At 60.0% G+C, this 15,886-nt stretch carries 15 protein-coding genes; 5 read left to right on the forward strand and 10 right to left on the reverse strand.

The genetic code is table 11. The features are described 5' to 3' along the window. Positions 1–2: 2 nt before the first annotated feature. Positions 3–818 (forward strand): DUF2135 domain-containing protein, encoded by an 816-nt coding sequence (locus J2X66_RS26160; RefSeq protein ID WP_310270434.1) that lies wholly within the window; start codon positions 3–5, stop codon positions 816–818. A gap of 382 nt (positions 819–1,200) precedes the next feature. On the opposite strand, the gene J2X66_RS26165 is transcribed toward J2X66_RS26160, so the two are convergent. From J2X66_RS26165 to J2X66_RS26205, 9 genes are all read right to left on the reverse strand, one after another. Next, positions 1,201–1,947 carry a S24 family peptidase gene (locus tag J2X66_RS26165; RefSeq protein ID WP_310270436.1) on the reverse strand — a complete coding sequence of 249 codons (747 nt, stop codon included), beginning with the start codon at positions 1,945–1,947 and terminating at the stop codon, positions 1,201–1,203. Positions 1,948–2,176: 229 nt separating this feature from the next. Beyond that, complete coding sequence (gene ppa / locus J2X66_RS26170) at positions 2,177–2,704, reverse strand: inorganic diphosphatase (RefSeq protein WP_027924322.1); 528 nt, start codon at positions 2,702–2,704, stop codon at positions 2,177–2,179. Between the two features lie 113 nt (positions 2,705–2,817). Continuing rightward, positions 2,818–3,630: a zinc-dependent peptidase gene (locus J2X66_RS26175; protein WP_194940774.1), complete on the reverse strand. Its 813-nt coding sequence runs from the start codon at positions 3,628–3,630 to the stop codon at positions 2,818–2,820. A 6-nt stretch (positions 3,631–3,636) separates the two neighbouring features. Continuing rightward, positions 3,637–4,293, reverse strand: coding sequence for a DedA family protein (locus J2X66_RS26180; RefSeq protein WP_310270439.1), 657 nt, complete (start codon positions 4,291–4,293; stop codon positions 3,637–3,639). Positions 4,294–4,516: 223 nt separating this feature from the next. After that, positions 4,517–4,978: an N-acetyltransferase gene (locus J2X66_RS26185; protein ID WP_027924319.1), complete on the reverse strand. Its 462-nt coding sequence runs from the start codon at positions 4,976–4,978 to the stop codon at positions 4,517–4,519. Positions 4,979–5,093: 115 nt separating this feature from the next. Beyond that, positions 5,094–5,918: an ethanolamine ammonia-lyase subunit EutC gene (eutC, locus tag J2X66_RS26190; RefSeq protein WP_310270441.1), complete on the reverse strand. Its 825-nt coding sequence runs from the start codon at positions 5,916–5,918 to the stop codon at positions 5,094–5,096. A gap of 8 nt (positions 5,919–5,926) precedes the next feature. Continuing rightward, the gene (locus J2X66_RS26195) at positions 5,927–7,321 is read right to left on the reverse strand and encodes an ethanolamine ammonia-lyase subunit EutB (protein ID WP_310270443.1); all 1,395 of its coding nucleotides are present in this window, start codon (positions 7,319–7,321) and stop codon (positions 5,927–5,929) included. Between the two features lie 103 nt (positions 7,322–7,424). After that, entirely contained in the window at positions 7,425–8,795 is a 1,371-nt protein-coding gene (eat, locus tag J2X66_RS26200) for an ethanolamine permease (protein WP_027924316.1), read from the reverse strand. Between the two features lie 217 nt (positions 8,796–9,012). Continuing rightward, positions 9,013–10,533 carry an aldehyde dehydrogenase family protein gene (locus J2X66_RS26205; RefSeq protein ID WP_310270446.1) on the reverse strand — a complete coding sequence of 507 codons (1,521 nt, stop codon included), beginning with the start codon at positions 10,531–10,533 and terminating at the stop codon, positions 9,013–9,015. Between the two features lie 333 nt (positions 10,534–10,866). On the opposite strand from J2X66_RS26205, the gene J2X66_RS26210 reads away from it, so the two are divergent. The 4 genes from J2X66_RS26210 (at position 10,867) to J2X66_RS26225 (ending at position 15,187) form a co-directional block, all read left to right on the forward strand. Next, positions 10,867–12,780: a sigma-54-dependent Fis family transcriptional regulator gene (locus J2X66_RS26210; RefSeq protein ID WP_310270448.1), complete on the forward strand. Its 1,914-nt coding sequence runs from the start codon at positions 10,867–10,869 to the stop codon at positions 12,778–12,780. 151 nt (positions 12,781–12,931) lie between these two features. Beyond that, positions 12,932–14,281 (forward strand): UDP-N-acetylmuramate:L-alanyl-gamma-D-glutamyl-meso-diaminopimelate ligase, encoded by a 1,350-nt coding sequence (gene mpl, locus J2X66_RS26215; protein ID WP_310270450.1) that lies wholly within the window; start codon positions 12,932–12,934, stop codon positions 14,279–14,281. Next, entirely contained in the window at positions 14,278–14,910 is a 633-nt protein-coding gene (gene ubiX / locus J2X66_RS26220) for a flavin prenyltransferase UbiX (protein ID WP_310270452.1), read from the forward strand. The genes mpl and ubiX overlap by 4 nt, the downstream gene beginning before the upstream one ends. Next, complete coding sequence (locus J2X66_RS26225) at positions 14,903–15,187, forward strand: YceK/YidQ family lipoprotein (RefSeq protein ID WP_310270453.1); 285 nt, start codon at positions 14,903–14,905, stop codon at positions 15,185–15,187. The genes ubiX and J2X66_RS26225 overlap by 8 nt, the downstream gene beginning before the upstream one ends. A gap of 40 nt (positions 15,188–15,227) precedes the next feature. On the opposite strand, the gene J2X66_RS26230 is transcribed toward J2X66_RS26225, so the two are convergent. Beyond that, a complete protein-coding gene (locus tag J2X66_RS26230; protein ID WP_027924310.1) occupies positions 15,228–15,869 on the reverse strand; it encodes an oxidoreductase in 642 nt (213 codons plus the stop codon). Between the last annotated feature and the right edge of the window lie 17 nt (positions 15,870–15,886).

Consider the following 15,886-nt stretch of genomic DNA (forward strand, 5'->3'; position numbering starts at 1 on the left):
CCATGAAACTCCGTTATCCACAGGTCCTCCTGTTCCTCTGTACTTTTTGCGCGATGCCGACGATTTTCGCCGCAGACGCCGCCGTCAAACTCGACACCCCCGTCGGCGGTTGGCGCACGGGCGCGGTAGAGGGCGAAGGCGAAAACTTTCGCCAGACCGTCAACTATCCCGCTTCGTCGGTGAACACCCCGGTAGGGCAGGCCAACACCGCGCGCATCAGCGGCCAGATCAAAGCCACGCCCAAGTCGAAGGAGCCTGGTCGCTTGATCGTCAACGGCGTGAGCATGCCGCTGAAGATTGATCCGGCAGGCCGCTTTGATCGGCCGTTTTCGTTTCCCAATGGCAGCAACAGCGTCGAAGTGCGCAGCCCCGATGGGCAGCAGCGCCATCGCACGCAGTTCCTCAATGCCAGTGGCGGTGCGACACCGGCCAAGTTGCGGGTGTTATTGTCGTGGGACAGTGACGGCACCGACCTCGACTTACACCTGATTACGCCGGATGGGGCGCACATCTGGTACGGCGATCGAGTTGCGCCGAATGGTGCGGCGCTGGATGTTGACGTGACGACCGGGTATGGGCCGGAGATCTTTGCCATGCCGGCGCCGATCAAAGGGCAGTATCTGGTGTATGTGAATTACTTTGGCGGTGGGTATAGCAGTGATGAGGAAGGACAGGAGGATGCGGTTCAGCCGCTGACGACTGCGCAGGTGACGGTGATTACCGAGGAAGGGACGCCGAGCGAGAAGATGGAGACGTTTCTGGTGCCGATGCGGGCGGTGGGGGAGTTGACGTTGGTTAAGTCGTTTAGTTATCCGTGACGTTGCACGAAGGTTCTCAAATCGCAGGCATTAAAAAGCCGGCTTGTGGCCGGCTTCTCGGGGACTGGCTTGGTTCATTTTTGGTAAACCGCGCCAGCCTTCAAAACGTACACCCGGATCTTGCGTCCGGCTGTGGGACTCGGCGAGAAGATCATCTGCCTTGTCGGTGCGATTCTCCGCCGCGAGGCGGGTCGATGCGCAAATGTGGGGCGCAGCATACTGATTATTTGAGGAAATTCCCAGCGTGGAGTGTGGTGTAGAGCGATTGGTGCATTGAGTTCAGTCACCCGTCCGGGTTTGTAGGGTGAATGTTCAGCCGCCATCGCGAGCAGGCTCGCTCCCACATTTGATCGCATTCCAATGTGGGCGCGACGGCGGGTGTTTACAGGAACGGCACTGACGGTCGCCGTTTGTTGAGCGTCGACCACCAGAACACCCAGCCCAGCACCCTGATGTTCTGCTTATCAATCTGCTCTGCGCTGAAAATCTCATCCGGGTGCTCGGTTTTGTTGTAGCTGCGCAACCGCAGCGCATTCCCGGGCATCCGGTGCAGGTATTTGATGCGCAGCATCCCGTCATGGTCGAGGGCGTAAATCTCCCCATCAATAACTTTGGTCAGCCCACGGTCGATGGCGAGGATCGAGCCGTCCTCAATTCTCGCGCCCATGCTATTACCGAGCATGTGAATACAGATCGCATCGGCATGGTTGATTTCAAGGGAGTCGAGGTGGCTTTTGGGTAGGCGGATGAATTGGCCGGTGTCTTCCACGATGTGGGTTTTGTGAGACCCGGGGGCGATGGGTGTTTCTTTGTAGAGGGGCAGTTCGACGTCGGTCGGCTCGATCACCGTGTAGATGCCACGAATCGCCTGGGCGTCGAAGGTGTTGCCGGACTCGTCGAGCAGGCGCAGGTGTTTGGCGTCTTCCGGGCCTTCGCCGGTTTTGAGCCAGTGGCTGTTGACCGAGAGTAATCTGGAAACCTCTTCCATGCGGTAAGCGGGCACACCGCGGGTGTACCAGTTGTGGATGTTTTGAGCTTCCGTGTCGAAAAAAGCGGCAAATCCTGTCGTCGTGATCTTGGCTTTTTCGAGCAATGCTTTGAACCGTGGGCCGCTAGTGTTCTTTTTCATAAACACGAGTCTACGGGCGCAGGGCGGGGCTTTGAATAAACGAACCGTTCAAATTTCGAGGGAAATTTACGACCGGATGTAAGACGTATTTGGAACAAATTAAACAGAGAAAAACCGCAGCGGCGAAAAGATAAACACGCTGTTTAAAGCCCTTTGTGAGCGCCCACAAAAAACCCCGGATCAACCGGGGTTTTTTTCAAGTCGTCAGTGGCGCAAGGCCAATGGCGTCTTAGCCTTTGTAGGCGGCAGCCGACTTGGTGATCGCTTCGCGGGCGGCATCAGCGCCGGCCCAGCCTTCAATCTTCACCCATTTGCCTTTTTCGAGATCTTTGTAGTTCGCGAAGAAGTGCTCGATCTGCTGGATCAACAGTGGAGGCAGGTCGGTGTATTCCTTCACGTCGACGTACAGCTGGGACAGCTTGTCGTGTGGGACTGCGATGACTTTGGCATCGCCGCCGCCGTCGTCGGTCATGTTCAGGATGCCGACTGGACGAGCGCGGATCACCGAACCTGGAGCAACCGGGTAAGGGGTCACGACCAGCACGTCGAGGGGATCACCGTCGTCAGCCAGGGTGTTCGGGATATAACCGTAGTTGGCCGGGTAGAACATCGGGGTGGCCATGAAACGGTCAACGAACAGGCAATCGCTGTCTTTGTCGATTTCGTATTTGATCGGCGCGTGGTTGGCCGGGATCTCGATCGCGACGTAGATGTCGTTCGGCAGGTCTTTGCCAGCCGGAATCTTGCTGTAGCTCATTGGGCGGTGCCCCCGTTAGTTGACCAAAAACACTTGGCCGGATTGACCAAAAAGTGGCGGCGATTATAGGCATATTCCGCCGATGACGCCATGTACCAGAAGTCGTGTAGACCTTAGTCGCGTGCCTGATAGACCGGGTCCTCGGCCAGAAGTTGCTGCAACCGGCTCAGTGGATCCTGTCGATAAAACAACTTCAGCTGTTCATACACCTTGGGATAAGCCTCATGCAGCAAATCCGGAGCGCTGAAGAAGTATTCACTGGTGACGGCGAAAAACTCGGCAGGGTTTTCCGCCGCATACGGATCGATCGCGGTTTCGGCGTCCGGATTGCGCTCCAGTTGCCGGTCGAGGTCGTCGTAGGCCTCTTGCATCACCTTGGCCCAATCGCTGACCCGCATGTCCGGGTGCAGCGGCGGCAGGCCGTTGGCGACGCCGTTGAGCATGTCGAGTTTGTGCGCGAGTTCGTGGATGACCAGGTTGTAGCCTTCCCAGCCACCACTGGCCATCACGCCCGGCCAGGCGAGGATGATCGGGCCCTGTTGCCACGCCTCGCCACTGTGTTCGCCGTCCCACTCGTGCTCGACGCCGCTGGCATCGCGATGGCGCTGGGGGCTGAGGAAGTCGTCGGGGTAGAGGATGATTTCGTGGAAACCCTGGTACCAGTTCAAATCGCCCAGGTTCAGCAGCGGCAATTGTGCCTGCGCGGCCAGCAGCAGGCGCTGCTCCTGGTGCAGTTCGACGCCGGGCAGGGCGGTCAGGTGTTTGTCTTCGAGGAACAGCACGCTGGCTTCGCGCAACCACTGGTCTTCAGTGGCGCTGATGCCATCGAGGAAGCTCAGGTGATGGCGCACCCGCTGCCACATGTCGTCGGCAATCGGGTGCTTGGCCAGGGTGCGCTGGCGACGCCAGGCGCTAAGCGACCACATCACCTGTCAGCGCGATTGGGCTTTGGACGCGGCGTTGCCGAGGCGGCTGCGGACCATGCTGATGATCATCGGCACCAGCGACAGCAGGATGATGCCGACCACCAGCAACGACAGGTTTTTCTTGATGAACGGTACGTTGCCGAAGAAGTAACCGAGGGTCACCAGGCCGCCGACCCAGAGGATCGTGCCGAGCACGCTGAAGAAAAAGAACCGCGGGTAAGGCATCTTGCCGACACCGGCGACGAACGGTGCAAAGGTACGAATGATCGGCAGGAAACGCGCCAGGGTCACGGTTTTACCGCCGTGCCTTTCGTAGAAATCGTGGGTTTGTTGCAGGTAGTCACGGCGGAAGATCTTCGAGTCCGGGTTACTGAACAGTTTTTCGCCGGCCGTTCGACCAATCAGGTAGTTGGTGCTGTCGCCGAGAATCGCCGCGAGCATCAACAGGCCGCCCAGCAATACCGGATCCATGCCGCCACCGGCCGCCACGGCACCGGCGATGAACAACAGCGAGTCGCCCGGCAAGAACGGCATGACCACCAGACCGGTTTCACAGAAAATCACCAGAAACAGGATGGCGTAAATCCAGGTCCCATAGTTGGTCACCAGCATGTCGAGGTAAACGTCGAGATGCAGAATAATGTCGATCGGGTTGAAATCCATGGGGGCACCTGTGGTGACGGCCCGACTCAGCAGGCCTGTGCGGATGACTGCGTATAAGACTACATGGGGGTGTAGTTTTTCTTACAAGTCGGAAAGATCGGGATTATACGGACTGAAAAGTGAAAAGAGCGTTCAGTTTGTAGCGGGGAATGTCGCATTAGACCGATGGTCCAGGCAGGTTTTCTGTGGGAGCGAGCTGGCTCCCACAGTGGACGGCTGGGGCTCAGAGCTCGTCGCTGATCGGCAACACGTAGTTCTTGAACTCGGTGTCTTCCTTGAACCCGATGGATTCATAGGTTTTACGCGCGACTTCGTTGTTGCTGCTGGTGGAAACGCGCATGCGCACGGCATTGGTTTCCTTGGCCATTTTTTTCGCGGTACGGATCAGGTTGTCAGCGACCAATTGGCGGCGGGCGTCTTCGGCGACATAAATGTCGTTGAGGATCCATACACGCTTCAGCGAAAGGGACGAAAAGCTAGGGTACAACTGGCAGAAACCCATCAGTTTGTTGCTGTCGTCATCGGACAACGCCAGATAAATCACCGACTCTTTGCGGCGCAGGCGTTTTTCGAGGAACGCTCGGGACGAGTCCGGGTACGGCAGGGATCCATAAAATTCACGATATTTGACGAACATTGGCGCCAATAGGTCCAGGTGTTCGAGGGTCGCTTGAATAATCCGCATGGTAGGTCTCGTCTTCAAGTGGCTGTCTTACGTGCGTTGACGGCGATGGGAAACCCGTGGCGGCCGTTCGTCGATCCTGCCTGAAACCCATTCGCAAACGCAATGCGGAAACGGTTCAGGCATCTGTCTGCCCCAGCAGGAAGTTTCGTTTCATGTCCGTACCGGCGTCCGATTCCAGCGTCTGAAGCTGTGCTTCGTCCTTGAGATTGACCCCCGACAACTGTCTACGACAGGCTTCCCGCATCAAATACAGCAAACGGTGAGCGGCCATGCCGTAACTCAGGCCTTCGAGTCGAACGTTGGAGATGCAATTGCGATAAGCATCCGTCAGGCCAACCTTTGGATTGTAAGTGAAATATAAACCCAGACTATCGGGGGAGCTGAGCCCGGGGCGTTCACCGATCAGGATGACCGTCATTTTCGCCCCCATCAGTTCACCGATCTCGTCGGCCACCGCTACGCGGCCCTGTTCCACCAGCATCACCGGTGCCACGGACCAGCCTTCGGCCAGCACCTGTTCTTCCAGGCGTGAGAGAAACGGCAGGGTATGGCGATGCACGGCCAGTGCCGACAATCCGTCGGCCACCACAATCACCAGATCGATGTCGCCGGGATTGGCCGCCGCATACGCTCGAAGCGTCTGCGCGGACTCATCGCTCAACTTGCGCCCCAGATCAGGGCGCTGCAAATAGCTGTCCCGGTTCGTGGCGGCGCTGTGCAGCAACAAACTGTCGCGCCCGATCTCGGTCAGTTGAGCGCGGAGCCCCGCCGAGTCGAACGGCAAATGCACGGCATCCCGCGCCTGCGCATGGGCGTACTGGAAATCCAGTTGGGCGCTGGTTGGCATGCTGGTGCCTGTGCGCCCCAAGGCAATCCGCGCGGGTGTCAGCCGGCGCAACTCCAGCAACGGGTTCTGCGGATCAACGGGTGGTTTATCCATGAAAGCACTCATCCCAATTGCGCCATCGCCTGGCGGAAGGCCGGGGGCAGGCTGTCGCCGAAGTGAATTTTGCCGTCCGCCTGGGTAAAGATGCCCATTTTCGTCAGCCACTGCTCGAATTCCGGCGCGGGTTTCAGGCCCAGCGTCTGGCGGGTGTAGAGGGCGTCATGGAACGAGGTGGTCTGGTAGTTGAGCATGATGTCGTCGGAACCGGGGATGCCCATGATGAAGTTGATCCCGGCGACGCCCAGCAAGGTCAGCAGGGTGTCCATGTCATCCTGGTCGGCTTCGGCGTGGTTGGTGTAACAGATGTCACAGCCCATTGGCACGCCCAGCAACTTGCCGCAGAAGTGGTCTTCGAGGCCGGCGCGAATGATCTGTTTACCGTTGTAGAGGTATTCCGGGCCAATGAAGCCGACCACCGTGTTGACCAAAAACGGTTTGAAGTGACGGGCTACGGCGTAGGCGCGGGTTTCGCAGGTTTGCTGATCAATGCCGTGGTGGGCGTTGGCGGACAGCGCACTGCCTTGGCCGGTTTCGAAATACATCAGATTCTGGCCCAGCGTGCCGCGATTCAGGCTCAAACCGGCGTCGTAACCTTCCTTCAAGACATTCAGGTTGATGCCAAAACTGGCGTTGGCCGCTTCGGTGCCGGCAATCGACTGGAACACCAGGTCCAGCGGAACGCCGCGATTAATTGCCTCGATCGAGGTGGTGACGTGGGTCAGCACACAGGCCTGGGTCGGGATTTCGTAGCGCTGGATGATCGCGTCGAGCATTTCCAGCATGGCGCAGATCGAGGCGATGCTGTCGGTGGCCGGGTTGATGCCGATCATCGCATCGCCGTTTCCGTACAGCAGGCCGTCGAGGATGCTCGCCGCGATACCGGCGGGCTCGTCGGTGGGGTGATTGGGTTGCAGGCGGGTGGATAAGCGTCCGCGCAAGCCCATGGTGCCGCGAAACTTCGTGACCACGCGGATTTTCTGCGCGACCAGCACCAGGTCCTGGACGCGCATGATCTTCGACACGGCGGCGACCATTTCCGGGGTCAGGCCGGGGGCGAGCGCGCGCAGGCTTTGTTCATCGACGGCATCGCTGAGCAGCCAGTCGCGAAAACCGCCGACGGTGAGGTGGCTGACCATGGCGAAGGCGTGTGTGTCGTGCGTGTCGATGATCAGTCGGGTGACTTCATCGGACTCATAAGGAATCAGTACTTCCTGCAGGAAGTGGCTCAGCGGGATGTCAGCCAGGGCCATTTGCGCGGCCACACGCTCGCCATCGTTGAGCGCGGCGACGCCCGCCAGGAAATCCCCGGAGCGCGCCGGACTGGCCTTGGCCATGACGTCCTTGAGGCTCTCGAAGCGGTAGGTCTGAGCGCCGACGGAGTGGGCAAATGCGGCCATGGGATGGTGTCCTCCTTATTTTGAAATGATGACCTGTAGGAGCAAGGGTAAGTCGACCCCAAATAGGGCAGGCGCCGGGGGATTGGCCCGGCGCTGGTGCAACTCAGATACCTTCGAGCATCGCATCGGCCGGCGCGTCGGCGCGTTGCTTGGCGGTCAGCTGGAAATACAGGTAACCGGCGGCCATGAAACCGAGGAACACACAGCCGATCAGCGTGTTGAACCACGCCATCGCCACCAGGCACACCACCGCCAGGAACAGCGCGATCCCCGGAACAATCGGGTAGCCCGGTGCGCGAAAGGTGCGCTCAAGGTTCGGTTCGGTTTTACGCAACTTGAACAGACTCAGCATACTGATGATGTACATCACGATGGCACCGAATACCGACATGGTGATCATCGCTGCCGTCAGTGTCATGCCTTGCAAGTTGACCAGGCCATCGCTGTAAATCGCCGCGATGCCGATTACGCCGCCGGCCAGAATGGCGCGGTGCGGGGTCTGGAAGCGCGAGAGTTTGGCCAAACCACTCGGCAGGTAACCGGCCCGCGCCAGGGCGAAGAACTGGCGCGAGTAGCCGAGGATGATCCCGTGAAAGCTCGCCACCAGGCCGAACAGACCGATCCAGACCAGCATGTGCATCCAGCTCGAATTGTTGCCGACCACGGCTTTCATCGCCTGGGGCAACGGGTCGTTGATGTTCGACAGTTGGCGCCAGTCGCCGACGCCGCCGGCCATCACCATCACGCCGATGGCCAGGAACACCAGGGTCAGAATGCCGCTGACGTAAGCCTTGGGAATCGTGCGTTTGGGGTCCTTGGCTTCTTCAGCGGCCATCGCCGCACCTTCGATCGCGAGAAAGAACCAGATCGCGAAGGGAATGGCGGCAAAGATCCCGGGAATGGAGGCGATGGTGAATTCATTGGACCCCGACCAGCCATTGAGCACGAAATTACTGAAGCTGAAGCCGGGTGCCACGACGCCCATGAACACCAGCAACTCGGCGACCGCCAGCACGGTGACCACCAATTCGAAGGTGGCCGCGATGCTGACGCCGAGGATGTTCAGGCCCATGAACACGAAATACGCGCCAACTGCGGCGATCTTGGGGTCCAGTTCCGGGTATTGCACGTTCAGGTAGGCGCCGATGGCCATGGCAATGGCCGGGGGGGCAAACACGAATTCGATCAGGGTGGCGATGCCGGCGATCAGTCCGCCTTTCTCGCCAAACGCCCGCCGGCTGTAGGCAAATGGCCCTCCAGCGTGGGGAATCGCGGTCGTCAATTCGGTGAAGCTGAAGATGAAGCAGGTGTACATCGTCGCCACCATCAGGGCGGTGACGAGAAAGCCCAGGGTGCCGGCGGTGCCCCAGCCGTAACTCCAGCCGAAGTACTCGCCGGAAATCACCAGGCCGACGGCAATACCCCAGAGGTGCAGGGTGCCGAGTGTGGGTTTGAGCTGTGTGGAAGAAGTCATAAGTCCTCGCTGTCTTTTTTATTGTTTGATCTTTTGGACTTGCGGTACGACGTTTTAGCTGTGAAGCGGGCACGCAAGGCCCGTGCCAGAGCGGCCATGGCGATGTTGGTGTGTCATGGAGGGCGCCATCGCTGGCAAGCCATGCTCCTACAGGTACAACGCAATCCTGTAGGAGCCGAGCTTGCTCGCGATGGCCGTTACGCGATATCGCGCCGGGTTAGAAGAAGCCCAGCGGATTGATGTCGTAGCTCACCAGCAGGTTTTTGGTCTGCTGATAATGGTCGAGCATCATTTTGTGGGTTTCACGGCCGACGCCGGACTTTTTGTAACCGCCGAACGCGGCGTGCGCCGGGTACAGGTGGTAGCAGTTGGTCCACACACGACCGGCCTTGATGGCGCGGCCCATGCGATAGGCGCGGTTGATGTCGCGGGTCCAGAGGCCGGCACCGAGGCCGAACTCGGTGTCGTTGGCGATGGCCAGGGCTTCGGCTTCGTCCTTGAAGGTGGTGATGCTCACCACCGGGCCAAAGATTTCTTCCTGGAACACGCGCATTTTGTTGGTGCCCTTGAGCAGGGTCGGCTGGATGTAATACCCGGTCGCCAGGTTGCCCTCGAGTTTTTCAACCTTGCCGCCGGTCAGCAGTTCGGCGCCTTCGCCCTTGGCGATTTCCAGGTACGAAAGGATTTTGTCGAATTGCTGCTCGGACGCCTGGGCGCCGACCATGGTGTCGGTGTCCAGCGGGTCGCCACGTTTGATCGACAGGACTTTTTTCATCACGACTTTCATGAAGTCGTCGTAGATCGACTCTTGCACCAGCGCGCGCGACGGGCAGGTGCAGACTTCGCCCTGGTTGAAGAACGCCAGCACCAGGCCTTCGGCGGCTTTTTCGATGAAGGTCGGTTCGGCCTGCATGATGTCTTCGAAGAAGATGTTCGGCGACTTGCCACCGAGCTCCACGGTGGACGGAATGATGTTTTCGGCAGCGCATTTCATGATGTGCGAGCCGACCGGGGTCGAGCCGGTGAAGGCGATTTTGGCGATGCGTTTGCTGGTGGCCAGCGCTTCGCCGGCTTCTTTGCCGAAGCCTTGCACGATGTTCAGCACGCCCGGTGGCAGCAGGTCGCCAATCAGCTCGACCAATACGGTAATGCCCAGCGGGGTCTGCTCGGCAGGCTTGAGCACCACGCAGTTACCGGCGGCCAGGGCCGGGGCGAGTTTCCAGGCGGCCATCAGGATCGGGAAGTTCCACGGGATGATCTGCCCGACCACGCCCAGCGGTTCATGGATGTGATAAGCCACGGTGTTGCCGTCGATCTCGGCGGCGCTGCCTTCCTGCGCGCGGATGCAACCGGCGAAGTAGCGGAAGTGGTCGGCAGCCAGCGGGATGTCGGCGTTGAGGGTTTCGCGGACGGCTTTGCCGTTGTCCCAGGATTCGGTGATTGCCAGCAGTTCCAGGTTTTGCTCGATGCGGTCGGCGATTTTCAGCAGCACCAGCGAGCGCGCCTGGGCGGAAGTGGCGCCCCAGGCATCAGCGGCGGCGTGGGCGGCGTCCAGGGCCTTGTCGATGTCTTCGGCGGTGGAACGTGGGAATTCGGCAATCGGTTGGCCATTCACTGGCGAGGTATTGGTGAAGTACTGACCTTTGACAGGCGCGACGAACTCGCCGCCGATGTAGTTACCGTATTTGCTCTTGAACGAAACGATAGCGCCTTCAGTACCGGGGTGAGCGTAACGCATGGTGATGTTCTCCTTGGCTTTGTACTTATTAGAGAAACGCGCAAGTGCGCTTGCTATAAGCGTAGAGCAAAGGTCGGGCCACCGCCTTGCAGGTCAGAAAAATCAAGGCCTTGCGTGGTTTTTGTCGGACCGGCGGATGCACGCTGTGACGCTTTCGGTACAGCCGTCGTGACACTTTGTACCGCTTGTGGCACAGGGTGTGACTGACGGGTCTTGCCAGCATTGCAATGTGCGTTCGGCTGGAGGATGCTCGGCCTCAGTTGCTACACACGTCACCCTTTGTGCCGACCCGTCAGTGGGCTCCAGCACAACTCCCGGGGAGAATAATAAGAAATGCACGACAACCATTTGAGTCGCCATGCCCGGCAAGTCCTGACCGTCACTCAGGGCAAATCGCACCTGCACGGTCCCGGCAGCGATCCGTCCATCGCCCGCTCCTGGCTGCGCTGTCTTGAGGACTATCACCTCGACCCGGCCCTGACCATCGCGCCCACGGTGCTGGAACATGGCCGAGTGCTGGAGAGCCGCGAACGCTTGCAGCAAGTGCTGCAGATTGCCGGCAATGAAATGACCAGCCTCCATCAACAACTCTCCGGCGCCGGCCACGCGGTGCTGCTGACAGATGCCCGTGGCGTGATCCTCAACTGCGTCACCGCCCCCGCCGAACGGAAGATTTTCGAGCGTGCCGGCCTCTGGCTTGGCGCTGACTGGAGCGAGGCCTGCGAAGGCACCAACGGCATCGGCACCTGCCTGGTGGAACGCCAGTCTCTGACCATCCATCAAGATGAACATTTTCGCGGTCGCCACACCGGCCTGACCTGCTCGGCGAGCCCGGTGTTCGACCCCCATGGCGAATTGCTGGCGGTGCTCGACGTGTCATCGGCGCGCCACGATGTCTCGCGCCAGAGTCAATTCCACACCATGGCCCTGGTCAATCTGTCGGCGAAGATGATCGAAAGCTGCTATTTCCTGCGCTATTTCGACAATCAATGGCTGCTGCGTTTTCACTTGCAGGCCGAGTCCGTAGGGCTGTTCAGCGAAGGCCTGCTGGCGTTCGACGGGGAAGGGCGGATCTGTGCGGTCAATCAAAGTGCGCTGAACCTGCTCGGGCACGTTCGTGGCGGCCTGCTGGGCAAACCGGTGGAAGCGTTTTTCGATTGCTCGCTGGATGAGTTGCTCGGTCGTGCCAGTGTGAATGCCAGCGCCAGTTGGCCGCTGCGCACCCGTGACGGTCGCAGTCTGTTTGCGGTTTTACGCGGGCAGCCGCGCAGCATCCCGGTGCCGGTGGTGCAAAGCCCGGCGATTGCCGAACGTCCAAGGCTGTCGGGCATCTGCATCGGTGATGCTGCGCTGCAGGAAGATTTTCGCAAGTCGCTGCGAGTGTTCGAGCGCGATGTACCGCTACTGATCAACGGCGAAACCGGTTCCGGCAAAGAAGCCTTCGCCAAAGCCGTGCACCAGGCCAGTCAACGAGCGGAAAAAGCTTTCGTCGCCCTTAACTGCGCGGCCATTCCTGAAAGCCTGATCGAGAGCGAACTGTTCGGTTATCGCGGCGGCAGTTTTACCGGCGCGCGCAAGGAAGGCATGCGGGGCAAGTTGCAGCAGGCCGATGGCGGGACCCTGTTTCTCGACGAAATCGGCGACATGCCGCTGGCCTTGCAGACCCGGCTGTTAAGGGTGCTGGAAGACCGACAGGTAGTGCCAATTGGCGGCGAGCCAGAGGCGGTCAACGTTCGAATCATCAGCGCGACTCACCGTAACCTGCTGGACCGGGTGCGCGATGGCAGCTTCCGTGAGGATTTGTATTACCGGCTCAACGGGCTGGAAGTCGCGTTGCCGGCGTTGCGTGATCGCAGTGATAAATCCCGGTTGCTCGATTTTTTGCTGGCGGAAGAGGCGGGTGGGGAAACGGTTTTGATCGACGGGCCGGCGCGGGAAGCCTTGTTGGGGTTTGCCTGGCCGGGCAACGTGCGGCAGCTGCGCAATGTGCTGCGTACGTTGACGGCGTTGTGTGACGGCGGGCGAATCGGGCTGGAGGATTTGCCGGCGATGATTCGTCAGGCGCGGCCGGCGGTTTCATCGGCGGTCGAAGCGCCGTCCGAGCATCCGTTGGACGATGCCGAGCGGCTGGCGTTGCTGAATGCGCTGGAGCATACGCGTTGGCACATGACCCATACCGCCGAGCAGTTGGGTGTCAGCCGTAATACGCTTTATAGAAAGCTGCGTAAGCACGGTATCGAGCGCTAGACCTGCTTCTGTAGTTGATCGTTCCCAGGCTCTGCGTGGGAATGCCTCCCTGGCTTCATTACCCCGCGGAGCGTGGGAACGATCATCAAAGACAAGGTGCGATTTTCCCCTCCCTACGCTAACCTGCGGCCATGTTTTACGAGGTCGACTAATGCACATTCATATTCTGGGTATCTGCGGCACTTTCATGGGGTCGATGGCGGTTCTGGCCAAGGAGCTGGGCCATCACGTGACCGGTTCCGACGCCAACGTCTATCCGCCGATGAGCACTCAGCTTGAGGCTCAGGGCATTGAGTTGACCCAAGGCTACGATCCTTCCCAGCTCGATCCGGCCCCGGACCTGGTGGTCATCGGCAATGCCATGTCACGCGGCAACCCGGCCGTCGAGTACGTGCTGAACAAAGGCCTGCCGTACGTTTCCGGCCCGCAATGGCTGGCGGATCACGTGCTGCAAGGTCGCTGGGTGCTGGCCGTCGCCGGTACCCACGGCAAAACCACCACCAGCAGCATGCTTGCCTGGGTGCTGGAACACGCCGGCATGAGCCCGGGTTTCCTGATCGGCGGCGTGCCGCAAAACTTCTCGGTGTCCGCCCGCTTGGGTGACACACCGTTCTTCGTGATCGAAGCCGACGAGTACGACAGCGCGTTCTTCGACAAGCGCTCCAAGTTCGTTCACTACCGCCCGCGCACGGCGATCCTGAACAACCTGGAATACGATCACGCCGACATCTTCCCCGATCTGCCAGCCATCGAGCGGCAGTTCCACCATTTGGTGCGGACTATTCCAAGCGAAGGCCTGGTGATCCACCCGACCACTGAGCCGGCGTTGCAGCGCGTTATCGAAATGGGCTGCTGGACCCCGGTGCAGACCACCGGAGCGGGCGGGCAGTGGCAGGTCAAACTGTTGAGCGAAGACGGTTCGACGTTTGAAGTGATGTTTGAAGGTGTCGCTCAGGGCGTGGTCGAGTGGGACATGACCGGTCAGCACAACGTGGCCAATGCCTTGGCGACATTGGCGGCCGCGCGCCATGTCGGCGTGGTGCCTTCCATGGGCATCGCCGCGTTGAGCGCGTTCAAAAGCGTGAAGCGCCGGATGGAAAAAGTCGCCGAAGTGCGTGGCATCACCATTTATGACGACTTCGCGCACCACCCGACTGCCATTGCGACGACCCTCGACGGTCTGCGCAAACACATCGGCGATGCGCCGTTGATCGCGATCATCGAGCCGCGCTCCAACTCCATGAAGCTCGGCGCGCACCGCGGCGGCTTGCCGGAAAGCGTGGTCGATGCCGATCAGGTGATCTGGTACGCACCCGCCAACCTCGGTTGGGACCTGGCCGGGACCGCCGCGCTGTGTACCGTGCCGTCGATTGTCAGCGATTCGCTGGAGGGCATTATCGAGCGCGTGAAGTGCCAGGCCCAGCCCGGTACCCACGTGGTGATCATGAGTAACGGCGGCTTCGGTGGCCTGCACGGCAAACTCGCCGAGGCGCTGCAATGAGCAACGGTCCGGATCGCATCACGCTGGCCATGACCGGCGCTTCCGGCGCTCAGTACGGTTTGCGTTTGCTCGATTGCCTGGTGCGTGAAGACCGCGAAGTGCACTTCCTGATTTCCAAGGCGGCACAACTGGTGATGGCCACCGAGACTGACGTCACGCTGCCGCCAAAACCGCAGATGATGCAGGCCTTCCTCACGGAATACACCGGTGCTGCGGCCGGGCAAATCAAGGTGTATGGCAAGGAAGACTGGATGTCGCCGGTGGCTTCTGGCTCCGGTGCGCCCGGGGCGATGGTGGTGGTGCCGTGTTCGACGGGGACGCTGTCGGCCATCGCGACCGGCGCCTGCAACAACCTGATCGAACGTGCGGCCGATGTGACCTTGAAGGAGCGTCGCCAGTTGATTCTGGTGCCGCGTGAGGCGCCGTATTCGAGTATCCATCTGGAGCACATGCTCAAGCTGTCGAACATGGGCGTGACGATCTTGCCGGCTTCGCCGGGTTTCTATCATCAGCCGCAAACCATCGATGACCTGATCGATTTTGTCGTGGCGCGGATTCTCAATCTGTTGAACATCCCGCAAGACATGCTGCCGCGCTGGGGTGAACACCATTTGAGCAGCGATGAATAAGCTACTGATCCTTCTGTTGGCCTTGCAACTGACGGGCTGCGCCACGGCGCGCACCCTTGATGCTGCCAAGCCCGGGGCGCCGCTGGTGTATGCGGGGACGCGTCTGGATTTGTATGCCATGAACGGCGGGTGCTGCGCCAAGGACCACTTTGGTGCCGAGGCGCCGAGTTACCCAGGCGTGGACCTGCCAGCCAGCGCGCTGCTTGACACGCTGCTGTTGCCGTTGTCATTGCTGACGGTGATCGGGGTGAGTTTTCAGGCGACGGGTGGGTTGTAGGAGAGCGTTGTGGTGAGGGGGCAAGCCCCCTCGCCACAGGTTACTTGCCTAGTTTACGCAACTCATCCGACTCAACAATCCGAACCCCATCCTGCTCTTCCAGCGCCAACCGCCACATCGCCCTGGCCAGTTGGCAGGCTTCGATGCCGTGGTACTTGCCTGGGATCAGGCGTGACAGCGGGCCGGCGACTTTCTCGCCCATGCGTGGCTCGATGCGATCACCCAGTAGCAGTGACGGGCGGCAAATGGTCAGTTGCGGCCAGTCCTGCGCGCGCAATGCGTGTTCCATCTCGCCTTTGACCCGGTTGTAGAAAATCGAGGATCTGCGATCAGCGCCCAGGGCACTGATCACGATCAGGTGGCGTGCGCCCATTTCCCGCGCACGTTTGGCAAACGCCACGACCATGTCCAGGTCCACTGCACGAAACGCTTCTTCGGAACCGGCCTGTTTGATTGTGGTGCCCAGGCAGCAATAGGCAATATCGACACGCCCGTTCAGCTGCGGCAGAAACACCGCCGGGTCGCCAACCGGATTTTCCAGGTGTGGGTGTTTGGCGAGTGGACGGCGTGAGGGGGCCAATACCCTTGAAATCGTAGGCTCGTTGAGCAGGCGATCAAGCAGATGTTCACCGGTCAACCCGGTAGCTCCGGCAAGCAATACATGCTGAGGCGTCAAGTACATAGTGTTTCCCCCTTGAT

It is taken from the genome of Pseudomonas sp. 3296, assembly GCF_031456615.1.
Classification (GTDB): Bacteria; Pseudomonadota; Gammaproteobacteria; order Pseudomonadales; family Pseudomonadaceae; genus Aquipseudomonas; species Aquipseudomonas mucoides.

Bases quoted from the DNA above. Each gene is read 5' to 3' on its own strand.
- J2X66_RS26160 (WP_310270434.1), top strand. From the start codon at position 3: ATGAAACTCCGTTATCCACAGGTCCTCCTGTTCCTCTGTACTTTTTGC.
- J2X66_RS26165 (WP_310270436.1), bottom strand. From the start codon at position 1,947: ATGAAAAAGAACACTAGCGGCCCACGGTTCAAAGCATTGCTCGAAAAA.
- ppa (WP_027924322.1), bottom strand. From the start codon at position 2,704: ATGAGCTACAGCAAGATTCCGGCTGGCAAAGACCTGCCGAACGACATC.
- J2X66_RS26175 (WP_194940774.1), bottom strand. From the start codon at position 3,630: ATGTGGTCGCTTAGCGCCTGGCGTCGCCAGCGCACCCTGGCCAAGCAC.
- J2X66_RS26180 (WP_310270439.1), bottom strand. From the start codon at position 4,293: ATGGATTTCAACCCGATCGACATTATTCTGCATCTCGACGTTTACCTC.
- J2X66_RS26185 (WP_027924319.1), bottom strand. From the start codon at position 4,978: ATGCGGATTATTCAAGCGACCCTCGAACACCTGGACCTATTGGCGCCA.
- eutC (WP_310270441.1), bottom strand. From the start codon at position 5,918: ATGGATAAACCACCCGTTGATCCGCAGAACCCGTTGCTGGAGTTGCGC.
- J2X66_RS26195 (WP_310270443.1), bottom strand. From the start codon at position 7,321: ATGGCCGCATTTGCCCACTCCGTCGGCGCTCAGACCTACCGCTTCGAG.
- eat (WP_027924316.1), bottom strand. From the start codon at position 8,795: ATGACTTCTTCCACACAGCTCAAACCCACACTCGGCACCCTGCACCTC.
- J2X66_RS26205 (WP_310270446.1), bottom strand. From the start codon at position 10,533: ATGCGTTACGCTCACCCCGGTACTGAAGGCGCTATCGTTTCGTTCAAG.
- J2X66_RS26210 (WP_310270448.1), top strand. From the start codon at position 10,867: ATGCACGACAACCATTTGAGTCGCCATGCCCGGCAAGTCCTGACCGTC.
- mpl (WP_310270450.1), top strand. From the start codon at position 12,932: ATGCACATTCATATTCTGGGTATCTGCGGCACTTTCATGGGGTCGATG.
- ubiX (WP_310270452.1), top strand. From the start codon at position 14,278: ATGAGCAACGGTCCGGATCGCATCACGCTGGCCATGACCGGCGCTTCC.
- J2X66_RS26225 (WP_310270453.1), top strand. From the start codon at position 14,903: ATGAATAAGCTACTGATCCTTCTGTTGGCCTTGCAACTGACGGGCTGC.
- J2X66_RS26230 (WP_027924310.1), bottom strand. From the start codon at position 15,869: ATGTACTTGACGCCTCAGCATGTATTGCTTGCCGGAGCTACCGGGTTG.